The organism is Nocardiopsis coralli, from assembly GCF_014892575.1.
In the GTDB taxonomy this organism is placed as follows: Bacteria; Actinomycetota; Actinomycetes; order Streptosporangiales; family Streptosporangiaceae; genus Nocardiopsis; species Nocardiopsis coralli.
Map to the genome: position 1 here is coordinate 30,218 of NZ_JADBGI010000003.1, position 15,784 is coordinate 46,001.

At 70.5% G+C, this 15,784-nt stretch carries 13 protein-coding genes; all 13 read right to left on the reverse strand.

All coding sequences use genetic code 11. The features are described from left to right. Positions 1–126: 126 nt before the first annotated feature. From nuoN to IDM40_RS03635, 13 genes are read right to left on the reverse strand one after another with little or no spacing between them, the layout of a single operon-like run. A complete protein-coding gene (nuoN, locus tag IDM40_RS03575; protein WP_193120460.1) occupies positions 127–1,785 on the reverse strand; it encodes an NADH-quinone oxidoreductase subunit NuoN in 1,659 nt (552 codons plus the stop codon). Beyond that, positions 1,782–3,419, reverse strand: a complete 1,638-nt coding sequence (locus tag IDM40_RS03580; protein ID WP_193120461.1) for an NADH-quinone oxidoreductase subunit M — start codon at positions 3,417–3,419, stop codon at positions 1,782–1,784. The genes nuoN and IDM40_RS03580 overlap by 4 nt, the downstream gene beginning before the upstream one ends. Further along, a complete protein-coding gene (gene nuoL / locus IDM40_RS03585) occupies positions 3,420–5,366 on the reverse strand; it encodes an NADH-quinone oxidoreductase subunit L (protein ID WP_193120714.1) in 1,947 nt (648 codons plus the stop codon). A gap of 14 nt (positions 5,367–5,380) precedes the next feature. Continuing rightward, on the reverse strand, positions 5,381–5,680 hold the full coding sequence (nuoK, locus tag IDM40_RS03590; RefSeq protein ID WP_017575853.1) for an NADH-quinone oxidoreductase subunit NuoK: 300 nt from the start codon (positions 5,678–5,680) through the stop codon (positions 5,381–5,383). Continuing rightward, the gene (locus IDM40_RS03595) at positions 5,668–6,642 is read right to left on the reverse strand and encodes an NADH-quinone oxidoreductase subunit J (protein ID WP_193120462.1); all 975 of its coding nucleotides are present in this window, start codon (positions 6,640–6,642) and stop codon (positions 5,668–5,670) included. The genes nuoK and IDM40_RS03595 overlap by 13 nt, the downstream gene beginning before the upstream one ends. Then, positions 6,639–7,187, reverse strand: a complete 549-nt coding sequence (gene nuoI, locus IDM40_RS03600; RefSeq protein ID WP_193120463.1) for an NADH-quinone oxidoreductase subunit NuoI — start codon at positions 7,185–7,187, stop codon at positions 6,639–6,641. Before nuoI ends, IDM40_RS03595 begins: the two co-directional genes overlap by 4 nt. Further along, complete coding sequence (nuoH, locus tag IDM40_RS03605; protein WP_193120715.1) at positions 7,180–8,493, reverse strand: NADH-quinone oxidoreductase subunit NuoH; 1,314 nt, start codon at positions 8,491–8,493, stop codon at positions 7,180–7,182. Before nuoH ends, nuoI begins: the two co-directional genes overlap by 8 nt. Before the next feature lie 56 nt (positions 8,494–8,549). Further along, on the reverse strand, positions 8,550–11,012 hold the full coding sequence (locus IDM40_RS03610; RefSeq protein WP_193120464.1) for an NADH-quinone oxidoreductase subunit G: 2,463 nt from the start codon (positions 11,010–11,012) through the stop codon (positions 8,550–8,552). Then, complete coding sequence (gene nuoF / locus IDM40_RS03615) at positions 11,009–12,328, reverse strand: NADH-quinone oxidoreductase subunit NuoF (protein ID WP_193120465.1); 1,320 nt, start codon at positions 12,326–12,328, stop codon at positions 11,009–11,011. Before nuoF ends, IDM40_RS03610 begins: the two co-directional genes overlap by 4 nt. Further along, positions 12,325–13,113, reverse strand: coding sequence for an NADH-quinone oxidoreductase subunit NuoE (nuoE, locus tag IDM40_RS03620; RefSeq protein WP_193120466.1), 789 nt, complete (start codon positions 13,111–13,113; stop codon positions 12,325–12,327). The genes nuoF and nuoE overlap by 4 nt, the downstream gene beginning before the upstream one ends. Further along, the gene (locus tag IDM40_RS03625; protein WP_193120467.1) at positions 13,110–14,405 is read right to left on the reverse strand and encodes an NADH-quinone oxidoreductase subunit D; all 1,296 of its coding nucleotides are present in this window, start codon (positions 14,403–14,405) and stop codon (positions 13,110–13,112) included. Before IDM40_RS03625 ends, nuoE begins: the two co-directional genes overlap by 4 nt. Positions 14,406–14,454: 49 nt before the next feature. After that, positions 14,455–15,195 (reverse strand): NADH-quinone oxidoreductase subunit C, encoded by a 741-nt coding sequence (locus IDM40_RS03630; protein WP_193120468.1) that lies wholly within the window; start codon positions 15,193–15,195, stop codon positions 14,455–14,457. Between the two features lie 2 nt (positions 15,196–15,197). Beyond that, positions 15,198–15,743 carry a NuoB/complex I 20 kDa subunit family protein gene (locus IDM40_RS03635; protein WP_193120469.1) on the reverse strand — a complete coding sequence of 182 codons (546 nt, stop codon included), beginning with the start codon at positions 15,741–15,743 and terminating at the stop codon, positions 15,198–15,200. Between the last annotated feature and the right edge of the window lie 41 nt (positions 15,744–15,784).

Here is a 15,784-nt window from a genome sequence, read left to right on the forward strand (position 1 = left end):
CACGCCCACAGCCCCGGAGGGGAAGCCGCCTGCGTGCACAGCACATGAACATGATCCGACTTGCCACGGTATCCGACCCGGAATGGTGAACCAAAGCCACCACCCGGGTCGGGTACCGCGGGCCGGTCACGGGCCCGTACGCTCCAGTGACGCCTCGTCGACCATCACCGAGACGGGCTCGGGACCGGCCTCGTTCGACGGCAGCAGGGTGTCGAGCACCGGACCCGGGAACACACCGAGCGTCAGCGTCGCGGCCACACCCACGGTGATGACACCGCCGGTGAGCATGCCCGCGGGAACCACGGTCGGGCCCTCCTCCTCCGGATCCCGGAAGAACATCACAACGATGATCCGGACGTAGAAGAAGGCGGTCACCGCGCTGCTGAGCACACCCACGATCACCAGCGGCGTCGCCCCGGCCGCCACGGCGGCCTCGAACACCGCGAACTTGCCGATGAAACCGCTGGTGAGCGGGATCCCGGCGAAGGCCAGCAGGAACAGCGACAGCGCGCCGGCCAGCCCGGGGTGGCGTCGCCCGAGCCCGGCCCAGCGGTCGATGTCGCCGAGCTCCTGGCCCCCGTCGCGGGTGCGCACGAGGGTGATGACCGCGAACGCGCCCAGGGTCGTGAACCCGTAGGCGGCCAGGTAGAACATGGCGCCGGCGAGCCCGTCGGTGCTGGCGGCGACGACGGCGGTGAGGATGAACCCGGCGTGCACGACCGAGGAGTAGGCCAGCAGGCGCTTCACGTCGCGCTGGGTGACGGCCACGATCGCGGCGACCACCATGGTCAGCACCGCGACGGTCCACAGCATCGGTTCCCACAGTTCGATGGAGCCGCCGAAGGGAACGAAGAACACCCGCAGCAGGGCACCGAAGGCGGCCACCAGGGTGCAGGAGGCCATGAGCGCCGTGATGGGGGTGGGAGCACCCTGGTAGACGTCGGGCTTCCAGTTGTGGAACGGCACCGCGCCGACCTTGAACAGCAGGCCGATCGCGACGAGCCCGATCCCCATGAGCAGCAGGGGTTCGCCGTTACCGCCCTCGAAGATCGGGGCGCCTCCGGTCTCGGCCGCCGCGCGCACCTCGGCGAAGTTCACGCTGCCCGCGTACCCGTAGACCATGGCGATCCCGAACAGGAAGAACGCCGAGGAGAACGCGCCGAGCAGGAAGTACTTCACCGCCGCCTCCTGCGAGAACAGGCGACGGCGGCGGGCCAGCCCGCACAGCAGGTACAGCGGCAGGCTCATCACCTCGAGGGCGATGAACATGGTGAGGAAGTCGTTCGCGGCCGGGAACATGAGCATGCCCAGCACCGCGAACAGCACCAGCGGGTAGACCTCGGTGTGCTGGGAGCCCGCCATGATGTGGGCGCGCTCCTGCTCGCTGCCGGGCACCGTAGCGGCCTGGGCGGCGAAGGCGTCGCGCCCGTCGCGGCGTTCGGCGATGAGCACGAGGCTGATGAGCGCCAGCACCGCGATGGTGCCCTGGAAGAACAGGACGGTGTGGTCCACGGCCAACACCCCGGCGACGAGGGTGGCGCCCTCCTCCGGCAGGGTTCCGACCTGCATCACGAGCAGCACGAAGGTCACCAGCAGCGCCAAGGACGCGGTGGCGATCTGCAGACCGCGGCGGCGCGTGGCCGGCACGAACGCCTCGAAGAGCACCGCGAGCACGCCTGCGCCGAAGACGACCAGGAACGGGGCGAGCAGCCACCAGTCCAGGACGGGCGCCTCTGATGTGATGACGGGGCCGGAGAGGCCCTCGTCGGTCTCGAAGGGGATCACCCCTCGCCTCCTTCCTCGGCGGTGGCGCCGTCAGTGGCCGAGGCATCCTCGGTGCCGATCTGCACGGTGCGTTCGACCGCGGGGTCGATCGCGTCGAGCAGCGGCTGGGGGTACAGGCCGAACACGATGAGCAGGGCCAGGAGCGGCCCGACCGCCCACTTCTCGCGCAGGTTCAGGTCCTTGAGGCCGGACAGCTTCTCGGGGGTGGGGCCGGTCATGGTGCGCTGGAACATCCACAGGATGTAGAGCGCGGCCAGCACCACACCGATGACGGCGACGACGGCCGCGACCGGGTTGAAGGCGTAGACCCCGACGAGCACGAGGAACTCGCTGACGAACGGGGCCAGCCCGGGCAGGGCGAGCCCGGCGAGGCCGGCGACGAGGAAGACCCCGGCCAGCTGCGGGGCGACCTTCTGCACGCCCCCGTAGTCGGCGATCTGCGCGCTGCCGCGGCGGGCGATCAGGAAGCCCACGACCAGGAACAGCGCCCCGGTCGCGAACCCGTGGTTGACCATGTACAGGGCCGCGCCGGCCTGCGCCTGCTCGGTCAGCGCGAAGATCCCCAGCGTGATGAACCCGAAGTGGGACACCGACGTGTAGGCGATCAGGCGCATCATGTCGCTCTGGCCGATCGCGAGGATCGCGCCGTAGACGATGCTGACCAGGCTGAGGGCCACGACGGGCCACACGAACGCCGACACCGCCGAGGGGAACAGTTCCAGGCAGTAGCGGAGCATGCCGTAGGTGCCGACCTTGTCGAGCACGCCGACGAGGAGCACCGCGGTTCCGGGCCGGGAGGCCTGGGCGGCGTCGGGCAGCCACGTGTGCACCGGCCACATCGGCGCCTTGATCGCGAAGGCGATGAAGAAGCCGAGGAACAGCCACACGGCCAGTTCGGTCTCGATACCGGCCAGGGCGCCGCCGGGCCCCGCGAGCTCGGTCCACAGGAACGTGCCACCGACGACGTAGACGCCGATGACGGCGACCAGCATGATGAGGCCGCCGACGAGGCTGTACAGCAGGAACTTCACCGCGGCGCGGGCCCGCTGCTCGCCCCGGCCGTAGCGCCCGATCATGAAGTACACCGGGATCAGCATGGCCTCGAAGAAGACGTAGAACAGGAACACGTCCGCTGCGGCGAAGACACCGACCATCATGGCCTGCAGGGCCAGGATGAGCGCGAAGTACCCGGCGCCGCCGTCCTCGCGGTCGTCGTGCTCGCGCCAGGCGGCGAGCATGACCAGCGGTACGAGCACGGCCGAGAGCAGGATCAGCACCAGGGCGATGCCGTCGACGCCGACCGCGTAGTGCACCCCGAAGCGCGGGATCCACTCGTGTGTCTGCTCGAACTGCAGCCCGCCCGCTCCGGTGTCGAAGCGCAGGGCCATGGCCACGACCACGGCCAGGGTCGCGAGGGAGAACCCGAACGCGGCGCGCTTGGCGTTCTCGGCCCCGACGGCCGCGGGCCCCGCGGGGCGGACCTCGGTGATGGTGTCGGTGCCGCCTCCGGTGGCGGCTTCGCTCCGGCGCCTCTGTGCCGTGTCGGCCGCGGGCGCCTGTGCCCGGGCGAGTGCCCAGACGGCGACCGCGCCGATCGCGGGAAGCGCGATCGCGATGGTGAGCCAGGGGATCATTTACAACCTCACAACCAGCGTCGCGGCGACGATGACGGCGCCGAAGAGCATGGTGAGCGCGTAGCTCCGGGCGAACCCGGTCTGTGCCCGGCCCAGCCCGGACGAGGAGTCGCGGACCCCGGCCCCGAGGCCGTTGACCGCGGCGTCGATGACCTTGTCCTCGATGGTGACCAGGGCCTTGGTGAGCACCTGGCCGGGCCGCATGAGCAGGCCCTCGTTGATCTCGTTGCCGTACAGCTCCTTGCGGGCGGCGACGGTGACGAAGCTGCCCTTCGGTGCGACCTGTGCGACCGGCTTGCGCAGGTACATCGCCCAGGCCACGGCCACGCCGAGGACGAGCACGACCAGGGCGGCGATGCCGTAGGGGGCGGTGAAGGCGTGCGCCACGGAGAAGTGGTGCACCTCCGCGCCGACGGCGGGCGCGAGGAACCCGGCGAACCGGTCGCCGAGCATGAGGAACGCGCCCAGTCCGAGCGATCCGATGGCGAGCAGGACCATGGGCACGGTCATGTTCGCGGGCGACTCGTGGGGGTGGACCCCTTCCTCCCAGCGCGGCTTGCCGAGGAAGGTCATGAAGACCATCCGCGACATGTAGAACGCGGTGAGCAGGGCACCGGCGATGACGGCGCTGCCCAGGACGAGCCCGGTGGTGCCGCCGACGCCGAAGGTGGCGGAGATGATGCTCTCCTTGGTCCACCAGCCCGACAGCAGCGGGACACCGATGATGGCCAGGTAGCCGAGCCCGAAGGTGGCGAAGGTGATCGGCATCTTCGTGGCGAGGCCGCCGTAGCGCCGCATGTCCACGCCCTCGTTCATGGCGTGCATGACCGAGCCCGCGCCCAGGAACAGCCCGGCCTTGAAGAAGCCGTGCGTGATCAGGTGGGCGATCGCGGCGACGTAACCGGCGGGGCCGAGCCCGGCGGCCAGGACCATCATGCCGATCTGGCTCATCGTCGATCCGGCCAGGGACTTCTTGATGTCGTCCTTGGCCGAGGCGATGATGCCGCCGGCGAGCATGGTGGCCGCGCCGACCGCGAGCACGGCGGTCTGTGCGACCGCGGCGCCCTCGAAGATCGGGCCGGCGCGCACGATGAGGTACACACCGGCGGTGACCATGGTGGCCGCGTGGATGAGCGCGGACACCGGGGTCGGGCCCTCCATCGCGTCGAGCAGCCACGCCTGGAGCGGGAGCTGCGCGGACTTGCCGCACGCGCCGAGGAGCAGCAGCAGGCCGATCGCCAGGAGGATCCCGTCGCTCGCGCCGGGCACGGCGGCGAAGACCTCGCTGAAGCTGACCGCCCCGAGCACGGCGAACATGATCATGATCGCCACGAGCAGGCCCAGGTCACCGACGCGGTTGATGAGGAAGGCCTTCTTCGCGGCGGTGGCCGCGGTGGGCTTGTACTGCCAGAACCCGATGAGCAGGTAGGAGGCCAGGCCCACACCCTCCCAGCCGAGGAAGAGCAGCACGAAGTTGTCCGCCAGCACCAGCACGAGCATGGCGGCGACGAACAGGTTGAGGTAGGCGAAGAAGCGGCGCCGACCGGGGTCCTCGGCCATGTAGCCGATGGAGTACACGTGGATGAGTGAACCCACGAAGGTGATCAGCAGGGCGAAGCTGATCGAGAGCGGGTCCACGAGGAGGTTGACTCCCGCCGAGAAGTCCCCGACGGCGAACCACTCGTAGACGGGGACGGAGACGCTGCGTGCGTCGCCGGCCCGGCCGAGCAGGTCGAACAGGATCAGCGCCGCCAGGGCGAAGGAGGCGATCGGGAGGACCGTCGCCAACAGGTGGCCCCACTTGTCCGTGCGCCGCCCGCCCAGCAGCAGGATCGCCGCGCCCGCGAGGGGCAGGGCGAACAGCAGCCAGGCGAAGGACAGCACGGGGCTGTCGGCGGCGGTCGCCACCGCGGGTTCGGCGGCGAGGTACGCGTGATGTTGTGTCACTGCCACGTCGCCTTCTAGTTCTTGAGCAGGTTGGCGTCATCGAGCGACGCCGACCTGCGGGTCCGGAAGATCTGCATGATGATCGCGAGGCCCACGACCACCTCGGCTGCGGCGACGACCATCACGAAGAAGGCGATGACCTGCCCCTCGATGTCTCCGTGCATCCGGGCGAACGCGACGAACGCCAGGTTGCAGGCGTTGAGCATGAGCTCCACGCACATGAAGACGATGATCGCGTTGCGGCGCACGAGGACGCCGACCGCGCCGATGGTGAACAGCAGCGCCGCGAGGACGATGTAGTTCATCGGGTCCACGAGGACTCGACCTCCTGCCCGTTGCCGTTCTCGTCGTGCTCGCCGGAGTCACTGCCCTCGGCGGTCTCTCCGCCGCCGGGGTCAGCACCGTGCGCACCGTCACCGGACCCCTCGTCGGCCTCGGTGGGTTCGGCCTCCTTGAGGCTCGTGGGGTCGGAACCGCCGCCGGGCAGCGCGGCCCGTCCGGCCCGTACCTCCTCGGGCACCTCGGACTGGAACTCCGGGTCGCGTGCGGTGAGCACCGGGTTCAGCGAGAGCTGGGAGACGGTGCCGTCCGGCAGCAGCGCCGGCATGTCGATGGCGTTGTGCCGTGCGTAGGTGCCCGGGCCGGGCAGCGGGGTCGGGTGGTCGCCGCGGATGCGGTCCTCGGCCATCTCCCTCTGGGTGCGGCGCTTCTTGGTGCGGGCGGTGTGGGCCAGCACCATCGCGCCGAGCACGGCGGTGATGAGCAGCGCCGCGGTGGCCTCGAAGGCGACCAGGTAGCGCAGGATCAGCTCACCGGCGATCCAGGGGATGCTGCCGCCTGCCGCGGCCGCGCCGCCGGCGATCCCGGTCGGGTCGCCGACGCTGATGCGGGTGATGCCGGTGACGAGCGCGCCGACGAAGGCGAGCGCGACCACGGCGGTCATGAGGCGCTGTCCGCCGAGCGTCTCCACGAGGGAGTCCGCGGAGCTGACACCCACGAGCATCAGCACGAACAGGAACAGCATCAGGACCGCGCCGGTGTAGACGACGATCTGCACGACCATGAGGAACGGTGCCTCGTTGATGCCGTAGAAGATCGCCAGGCCGACCATGGACAGCGCCATCGACATCGCCGAGTGCACGGCCTTGCGGGAGAAGACCACGCCCAGGGCGCCGAGCACCACGACGGTGCCCAGCACCCAGAAGACGCCGGCCTCTCCCCCGCCGATGGGGGCGGCGAGGGTCGTCACGGGGGAAGCGGGAGCGAGCGGGTTCAACGCAGGGCCTCCGCGTCCTCGGCCGTGCCCTGCGAACCGTGCTCACCGCGTCCGGTGGCGTAGTAGTCCTGTTCGGTCTCGCCCAGGCGCATGGGGTGGGGCGGCTCCTCCATGCCCTCCTTCAGGGGCGCCAGGAGCTGTTCCTTGGTCCAGATCAGGCTCTGGCGGCTGTCGTCGGCGAGCTCGTACTCGTTGGTCATGGTCAGGGCGCGCGTGGGGCACGCCTCGACACAGAGCCCGCAGAGGATGCAGCGCAGGTAGTTGATCTGGTAGACGCGGCCGTAGCGCTCGCCGGGCGAGTACCGGTCGTCGTCGGTGTTGTCCCCGGCCTCGACGTAGATCGCGTCGGCGGGGCAGGCCCAGGCGCACAGTTCGCACCCGATGCACTTCTCCAGACCGTCGGCCCAGCGGTTGAGCTGGTGACGTCCGTGGAAGCGGGGCGCCGTGGGGCGCTTGACCTCCGGGTACTCGACGGTGGGCACCTTCTTGAACATCGTGTGGAAGGTGACACCGAATCCCTTCACGGGGTTGAGCCACTCAAGCACCGGAAACCTCCTCACCCTTCTGGTTGCGGTCCGCAGCGGCGGCGGTGGCCGTCCGCGGCGGTTCGGCGAGCACGCTGCTGCCGTAGTGCGATGCCGTGCTCGGGGGCACAGGGAACCCGCCGAAGGACGGGTCGCTGTGGGCCCTGCGCGCGTTCTCGGCGCGTTCGCGGTTCTCCTCCGCGCGCTCGCGGCGCACGTGGCGCAGCCAGGCGTAGAAGGAGGCGAGGGTGGCCACGGTGAAGGCGGCCACGACCAGCCCGATGACCACCGGGGAGGCACCGTCGAGCACGAGCATGCGCACGACGGCCACGCCGGTGATCCACACGAGCTGGATGGGGATGAGCACCTTCCACCCGAGCTTCATGAGCTGGTCGTAGCGCACGCGGGGCAGGCTGCCGCGGGCCCAGATGAACAGGAACATGACGGCGAGGAACTTGAGCAGCCACCACAGGGCGGGCCACCAGCCCTCGTTCGCGCCGGGGAAGATCGCGGTGACGCCGGGCGGGGCGTACCAGCCGCCGAGGAACAGCGTCACCGACACCGCGGCGACGGTGCACATGTTGACGTACTCGGCGAGGAAGAACATCGTGAACTTCATCGACCCGTACTCGGTCATGAAGCCGCCGACGATCTCACCCTCGCCCTCGGCCAGGTCGAACGGCAGACGGTTGGTCTCGCCGATCATCGTCACGATGTAGATCAGGAACGAGGGCAGCAGCAGGACCGCGAACCACACGTTCTCCTGGGCGGCGACGATCCCCGAGGTGGTGAGCGTGCCGGCCATGATGAAGACCGCCACGAACGACAGGCCCATGGCGATCTCGTAGCTGATGACCTGGGCGGAGGCGCGCAGGCCGCCGAGCAGTGCGTACGGCGACTGGGAGGCCCAGCCGCCGAGCACGAACCCGTAGACGCCGAGCGCGGCGGTGGCGAGCACGAGCAGCGCGGCGATGGGCAGGTCGGTGAGCTGCAGCGGGGTCATGACCCCGAACATGTTCACCTCGGGGCCGATCGGGATCACCGCGAACGCCAGGAACGCGGGGACCGCCGCGATGATGGGCGCCGCGATGTAGACGAACCGGTCGACCTGGCGCGGTATCAGGTCCTCCTTGAGGGAGAGCTTGATCCCGTCGAACAGGGACTGCAGGAGACCGAAGGGGCCCATCCGGTTGGGTCCGTGGCGCTGCTGCATGCGGCCCATGACCTTGCGGTCGGCCATGATCATCATGAGCACGCAGAGCATGAGGAAGACGAAGATCCCCAACGCCTTGATGGTGACGATCCACCAGGGGTCGTTGCCGAACATCTCCAGGGTGCTCTCCGAGGCCAGGTGGGCCGCGCGCGGATCGAGAGCGACGGGGGTCACTGGTGCCTCCCGGCGTCGGTGGTGGGCGTGGCCAGCGCGACCGTCTCCCCTGCGTGGCTGCCCAGGTCATGGCGCAGGTCGCAGCCGTGGGCGTTGGCGGGGAGCCAGACGACCCGGTCGGGGATGTCGGTGACGATCGCGGGGACGGTCACCGATCCGGTGGCGCCGGTGACACGCAGGCTCCCCCCGTCGGCGACCCCGGCCTCGTCGGCGGTGGCCCGGGACAGGTAGGCGCGGGCGGGCCGGGCGGTGCCGGCGAGGAACGGCTCGCCGTCCTCCATGCGCCCGGTGCCGAGCAGTTGGCGCCACGTGGACAGGACGGCCTGTCCGGCGGCGGGCTCGGGCACGTCGGCGGGCCTGGCGGCGGGGGCGGGTGCCCGTTCGCCGGTCCAGGTCCCCAGTTCCATGAGCTCGCGGTAGGCGGTGGCGTCGTCGGGCAGCCCGAGGTGCACGTCCATGGCGTCGGCGACGGCGGAGAGCACCCGCAGGTCGGAGAGGGCACCGGGCACCTTGAGCGCGTCGCCGAAGGGGCGGTGGCGCCCCTCCCAGTCGACGAAGGTGCCGGACTTCTCGGCGACGGCGGCCACCGGGAGGACGACGTCGGCCCGGTCGGTGGCGTCGCTCGCCCGCAGTTCGAGGCTGACGATGAACGGCACCCGTGCCAGGGCCGCACGCGCGGCCTCGGGGTCGGGCAGGTCGTCGAGCTCGACGCCGGCGATGACGAGCGCGTCGAGTTCACCCGCCGCGGCTGCGGCGAGGATGGCCTCGGTGTCGCGGCCGGGCTCCTCGGGCAGGCGGCCGGTGTTCCAGGCGCGGGCGACCTCGGCGCGGGCCTCGGCGTCGGCGACGGGGCGCCCGCCGGGCAGCAGCCCGGGCAGGGTTCCGGCGTCGACGGCACCGCGTTCACCGGCACGGCGCGGGACCCACGCGAGGCGGGCGCCGGTGCGTTCGGCCAGGGAGGCGGCCGCGGTGAGCCCGCCGGGCACCGAGCCCAGGCGTTCGCCGACGAGCACGACGGCGCCCTCCTGGCCGAGGGCCTCGACGGCGCCGGGGTGCTCGGTCTCCAGCTGGTTGAGCACACGGCCCTCGTCGCCGGGCACGGTCGGAACCAGGGCCCCGCCGGCCTTGCTCAGTCCGAGGGTGGCGTGGGAGGCCACCGAGAACGCCTGGAGCCCGTGCTTGCGGTGGCCCTTGCGCAGCCGCAGGAACACCGTCGGGGACTCGTCCTCGGGGTCGAACCCGGCCATGAGCACGGCGGGTGCGTTCTCCAGGGCGGTGAAGTCCACGCCGATCGGGGCCCCGGCCACACGGTTGGCCAGGAACGCCGCCTCCTCGTCGGAGGTCCTGCGGGCGCGCATGTCCACGTCGTTGGTGTCCAGGGCCAGGCGCGCGAACTTCGCGTAGGCGTAGGCGTCCTCGAGGGTCAGGCGACCGCCCGCGAGCACGCCCGTGCGGCCGCGTGCGCGCGTGAGGCCGTCGGCGGCGATGCTGACCGCCTCCGACCAGGACGCGAACTCCAGGGCGCGGCTGTCCTCGTCGCGCACCAGGGGCCGGGTGAGCCGGTCGGACTGCGTGGCGTAGGTGAAGGCCCAGCGGCCCTTGTCGCAGTTCCACTCCTCGTTGACCTGCGGGTCGTCGCCGGCCAGGCGGCGGGTGACCTTGCCGCGTCGGTGGTCGGTGCGCTGGGCGCAGCCGCCGGCGCAGTGCTCGCAGACGCTGGGCGTGGAGACCAGGTCGAAGGGGCGCGACCGGAACCGGTAGGCGGCGCCGGTGAGCGCGCCGACCGGGCAGATCTGCACGGTGTTGCCGGAGAAGTAGGAGTTGAAGGGCTCGTCACCGGCGATGCCGACCTGCTCCTGGGCGCCGCGTTCCATGAGCTCGATGAGGGGGTCGCCGGCGATCTGTGCGGCGAAGCGGGTGCAGCGCGCGCACTGGATGCAGCGTTCCCGGTCGAGCAGGACCTGGCTGGACAGCGAGATCGGCTTGGGGAAGGTGCGCTTGACGTCGATGAAGCGCGACTCCCCCTGCCCGCTGGACATCGCCTGGTTCTGCAGGGGGCACTCGCCGCCCTTGTCGCAGACGGGGCAGTCCAGCGGGTGGTTGATGAGCAGGAACTCCATGATCCCGCGCTGGGCCTTCTCCGCCACCGGGGAGGTCAGGTGGGTGTTGACCACCATCCCCTCCATGACGGTGATGGTGCAGGAGGCCTGGGGTTTGGGCATGCCCCGGCCGTTGCCCATGTCGGGGATCTCCACCAGGCACTGGCGGCAGGCCCCGACGGGGTCCAGGAGCGGGTGGTCGCAGAACCGGGGGATCTGGATCCCGAGCAGTTCGGCGGCCCGGATCAGCAGGGTGCCCTTGGGGACCTGGATCTGGAACCCGTCGATGGTGACGGTGATCAGGTCCTCCGGCGGCGGGGCCGGCGCCGACCCGCCGGAGGTGTTGGAGGTGACGGTCACTGGTTCCCTCCCGTCGTGGTCGCGCGGTCGCCCCAGAGGGTGGACCTGGTGTGGTCGAAGGGGCACCCGCCCTTCTCGTAGTGGTCGACGTACTCCTGGCGGAAGTACTTGATCGACGACATGACGGGGCTCGCAGCGCCGTCGCCCAGCGCGCAGAAGGAGCGGCCGAGCAGGTTGTCGCAGATGTCGAGGAGCTTGTCGATGTCGGCCTCGGTGCCCTCACCGCGCTCCAGGCGGTCCAGCACCTGGACCATCCAGAAGTTGCCCTCGCGGCAGGGGGTGCACTTGCCGCAGGACTCGTGGGCGTAGAAGGCGATCCACCGGCCGACGGCGCGCACCACGCACGTGGTCTCGTCGAAGAGCTGCAGGGCGCGGGTGCCGAGCATGGACCCGGCCTGCCCCACGGACTCGAAGTCGAGCGGGGTGTCGAGGTGCTCGTCGGTGAAGATGGGTGTCGAGGACCCGCCGGGGGTCCAGAACTTGAGTTCGTGCCCGGGCCGCATGCCGCCGGCCATGTCGAGGAGCTCGCGCAGGGTGATGCCGAGCGGGGCCTCGTACTGGCCGGGGTTGGCCACGTGCCCGGACAGCGAGAAGAACCCGAACCCGGCGGACTTCTCGGTGCCCATGGCGGTGAACCACTCGGCGCCGTTGGCGACGATGCCGGGCACGCTGGCGATGGACTCGACGTTGTTGACCACGGTCGGCGAGGCGTAGAGCCCGGCCACGGCGGGGAACGGCGGCTTGAGCCGGGGCTGGCCGCGGTAACCCTCCAGGGAGTCCAGGAGCGCGGTCTCCTCGCCGCAGATGTAGGCGCCGGCGCCGGCGTGCACGACGACCTCGAGGTCGAAGCCGCTGCCGAGCACGTCGTTGCCGAAGATGCCGGCCTCGTACGCCTCGGCGACGGCCTGGCGCAGGCGCCGGACCACGTGGAGGACCTCGCCGCGCACGTAGATGAAGGCCTGGTGGGACCGGATCGCGTAGGCGGCGATCGCGATGCCCTCCAGCAGCACGTGCGGGTTGGCGAGCATGAGCGGGACGTCCTTGCAGGTGCCCGGCTCGGACTCGTCGGCGTTGACCACGAGGTAACGCGGCTTGGGGTTGTCGGCGGGCAGGAACCCCCACTTCATGCCGGTGGGGAACCCGGCGCCGCCGCGGCCGCGCAGGCCGGCCTGTTTGACCAGGTCGACGAGGGCGTCGGGCTCGGTGTCCAGGGCCTTGCGCAGGGCCTGGTAACCGCCGGTGGCCCGGTAGCCCTCGAGTGTGTAGGAGTCCGCGCGGTCCCAGTTCTCGGACAGGATCGGGGTCAGCGTGGTCACTGCGCACCCCCTTCTTCCTCGGAGGGGCGGGTGGGCAGGTCGTTCGGATCAGAAGGTGACTGCGCCGAAGGCGTCGTTTGAGGGTTGGTGGAGGGTGACGGGGGGGATCGCCAACCGCGCTCGCGCGCGAGCTTCAGACCGGCCAGGGACGGGCCCGCGGCCTGCACACCCTCGCCGCCGCGGCCGTCGTCGAACCCGGCCAGGACCCGGGAGGCCTGCTTCCAGGTGCAGACGCTCTCCGCGCCGCGGGTGGGTGCCACGTCCTTGCCCAGGCGCAGGTCGTCGACCAGGTTCCGGGCGGTCTCGGGGTTCTGGTTGTCGAAGAACTCCCAATTGACCATCACGACCGGCGCGAAGTCGCAGGCCGCGTTGCACTCGACGTGCTCCAGCGTGACCTTGCCGTCCTCGGTGGTGCCGCCGTTCTCCAGCTCCAGGTGCTCCTTGAGCGAGGAGTAGATCTCGTCGCCGCCCATGACCGCGCACAGGGTGTTGGTGCAGACACCGACCTGGTAGTCGCCGCCGGGCCCGCGCCGGTACATCGTGTAGAAGGTCGCGACCGCGTTGACCTCGGCCAGCGTCAGGTCGAGCTGGTCGGCGCAGAACGCCATGCCCGCGGCGCTGACGTGCCCCTCGTCGGCCTGCACCAGGTGCAGCAGCGGCAGGAGCGCCGAGCGGGCCCGGGGGTAGCGGGCGATGATCTCCTTGGCGTCGGGTTCCAGTCGGGCGACGACATCGTCGGGGAACCGGGCCGTGCCGGTCCCCGGTGTGTTCTGGTGCTCGCTCACCGGTCCACGCCTCCCATCACCGGGTCGATACTGGCCACGGCGGCGATCACGTCGGCGACCGTCCCGCCCTCGCACATGGCCGCGACGGCCTGCAGGTGCGTGAAGGAGGGGTCGCGGAAGTGCACGCGGTAGGGGCGGGTGCCGCCGTCGCTGACCGCGTGGCAGCCCAGTTCGCCCTTGGCGCTCTCGACCGCCGAGTAGGCCTGGCCCTCGGGGACCCGGAACCCCTCGGTGACCAGCTTGAAGTGGTGGATGAGCGCCTCCATCGAGCCGCTCATGATGTGCGCGATGTGGTCGGGCGAGTTCCCGAGGCCGTCGGAGCCGAGCGCGAGCTTGGCGGGCCACCCGATCTTGGCGTCCTCGATCATCACGGGCCCGGGCGTGAGCTTGTCCAGGCACTGCTCGATGATCTTGAGGCTCTCGTCCATCTCGGCCACACGCACGCGGTAGCGGGCGTAGACGTCGCCGCCGTCGGAGACGGGGACGTCGAAGTCGTACCCCTCGTAACCGCAGTAGGGCTGCGCCTTGCGCAGGTCCCATCCCAGGCCGGAGGCGCGCACCATCGGGCCGGTCACGCCCAGGGCCATGCAGCCGGCCAGGTTGAGGTGGGCCACGTCCTGGGTGCGGGCGAGGTAGATGGGGTTCTCGTCGAGGAGCTTGCGCATGACCTTGATGCGCTGCGGCATGACCTTGAGCAGCTCCTTGATCTTGCCGACCGCACCGGGCGGAAGATCCTGGGCCACACCTCCGGGCCGCACGTAGGCGTGGTTCATCCGCAGGCCCGTGATGAGCTCGAGGATGTCCAGGCACAGTTCGCGCTCACGGAACCCGTTGGTCATCATCGTGGTCGCGCCGAGCTCCATGCCGAAGGTCGCCATGGCCACGAAGTGCGACGCCATCCGGTTGATCTCCATGACCAGGACCCGGATGACGTTGGCGCGGTCGGGGATGCGGTCGGTGATGTCGAGCAGCTTCTCGACCGCGAGGCAGTACGCCGTCTCGTTGAAGAGCGGCGTCAGGTAGTCCATGCGGGTCACGAACGTGGTCCCCTGGGTCCACGTCCGGAACTCCATGTTCTTCTCGATGCCGGTGTGCAGGTAGCCGATCCCGACCCTGGCCTCGGTGCAGGTCTCCCCGTCGAGGGTGAGGATCAGGCGGAGCACGCCGTGCGTGGAGGGGTGCTGGGGGCCCATGTTGACGACGAGGCGCTCGGCGCTGGTGGCCTGTGCCTTCTCGATCACGTCGTCCCAGTCCCCGCCGGAGGCGTCGATGTAGTCCTCGGTGGTGGTCACGCCGGGGTGCCTCCCTTCTGGCCGGATGCGGTGCTGGTGGTCGGTCGGGTCACTGGTAGGACCTCCGATCGTCCGGCGGGGGCACGGTCGCGCCCCGGTACTCCACGGGGACACCGCCCAGGGGGTAGTCCTTGCGCTGGGGATGGCCGTGCCAGTCGTCGGGCATCTGGATCCGGGTGAGGGCGGGGTGGCCGTCGAAGACGATCCCGAAGAAGTCCCAGGCCTCGCGCTCGTGCCAGTCGTTGGTCGGGTAGACCGACACGATCGAGGGCACGTGCGGGTCGGCGTCGGGGGCGGTCGTCTGCACCCGGATCGCGCTGTTGTGGGTGATCGAGCGGAAGTGGTAGACCGCCTTCAGCTCGCGCCCCTCGTGGTCGGGGAAGTGCACGCCGCTGACGCCGGTGCACAGCTCGTAACGCAGTGCGGGGTCGTCGCGCAGCACCCTGACCAGCTCGAGGAGGGCCTCGCGCCGCACGTGGAAGGTCATCTCCCCATGGGCGACCTCCACCCGTTCCACCGCGTCGCCGCGCTCGCCGAGGCCGGCCTCCAATGCGTCGGCGACCCGGTCGTAGTCGGCGGTGCGCGGGTCGTCGGGGTCGGCGAAGGGGCGGGTGCTCGCGACGGGAGCGCTCCCCCGCACCTGGAGCCCGCCGTAACCGGACGTGTCGCCGGTCGTGTTCGCCCCGAACATGCCGGTGCGCTTGACGGGCGCGGCCAGGCGTTCGCGTCCCTGGACGGCGGGCAGTTCCTCGGCCTGCTCGTCGCGGTCGCGCTCGTACTCGTTGCTCATGTTCAGTCCTTGTCCACGAGCGGGAGCGAACGGCGCAGCATCCGCTCCTCGGTCTCGGCGATCTCCTGCTCGCGGTGGGCGCCGAGCTTGGTGTTCTGCACCTTGTCGTGCAGCTTGACCACGGCGTCCAGGAGCATCTCGGGACGGGGCGGACAGCCCGGCAGGTACATGTCCACGGGCACGATGTGGTCGACGCCCTGGACGATCGCGTAGTTGTTGAACATGCCGCCGCTGGAGGCGCACACGCCCATCGCGATGACCCACTTGGGTTCGGGCATCTGGTCGTAGATCTGGCGCAGGACGGGGGCCATCTTCTGGCTGACCCGGCCGGCGACGATCATGAGGTCGGCCTGGCGGGGTGTGGCGCCGAACTTCTCCATGCCGAAGCGGGCGATGTCGTAGTCGGGGCCGCCGGCGGACATCATCTCGATGGCGCAGCAGGCCAGACCGAACGTCGCGGGCCACATCGAGCTCTTGCGGGCCAACCCAACGACCTGTTCGACGGTCGTGAGCGCGTACCCGGCGGGCAGTTTCTCTTCGAGTCCCATCAGCGGTCCTCCTCCGGGCCGGTCTGGGGGTGTGTGCCTCG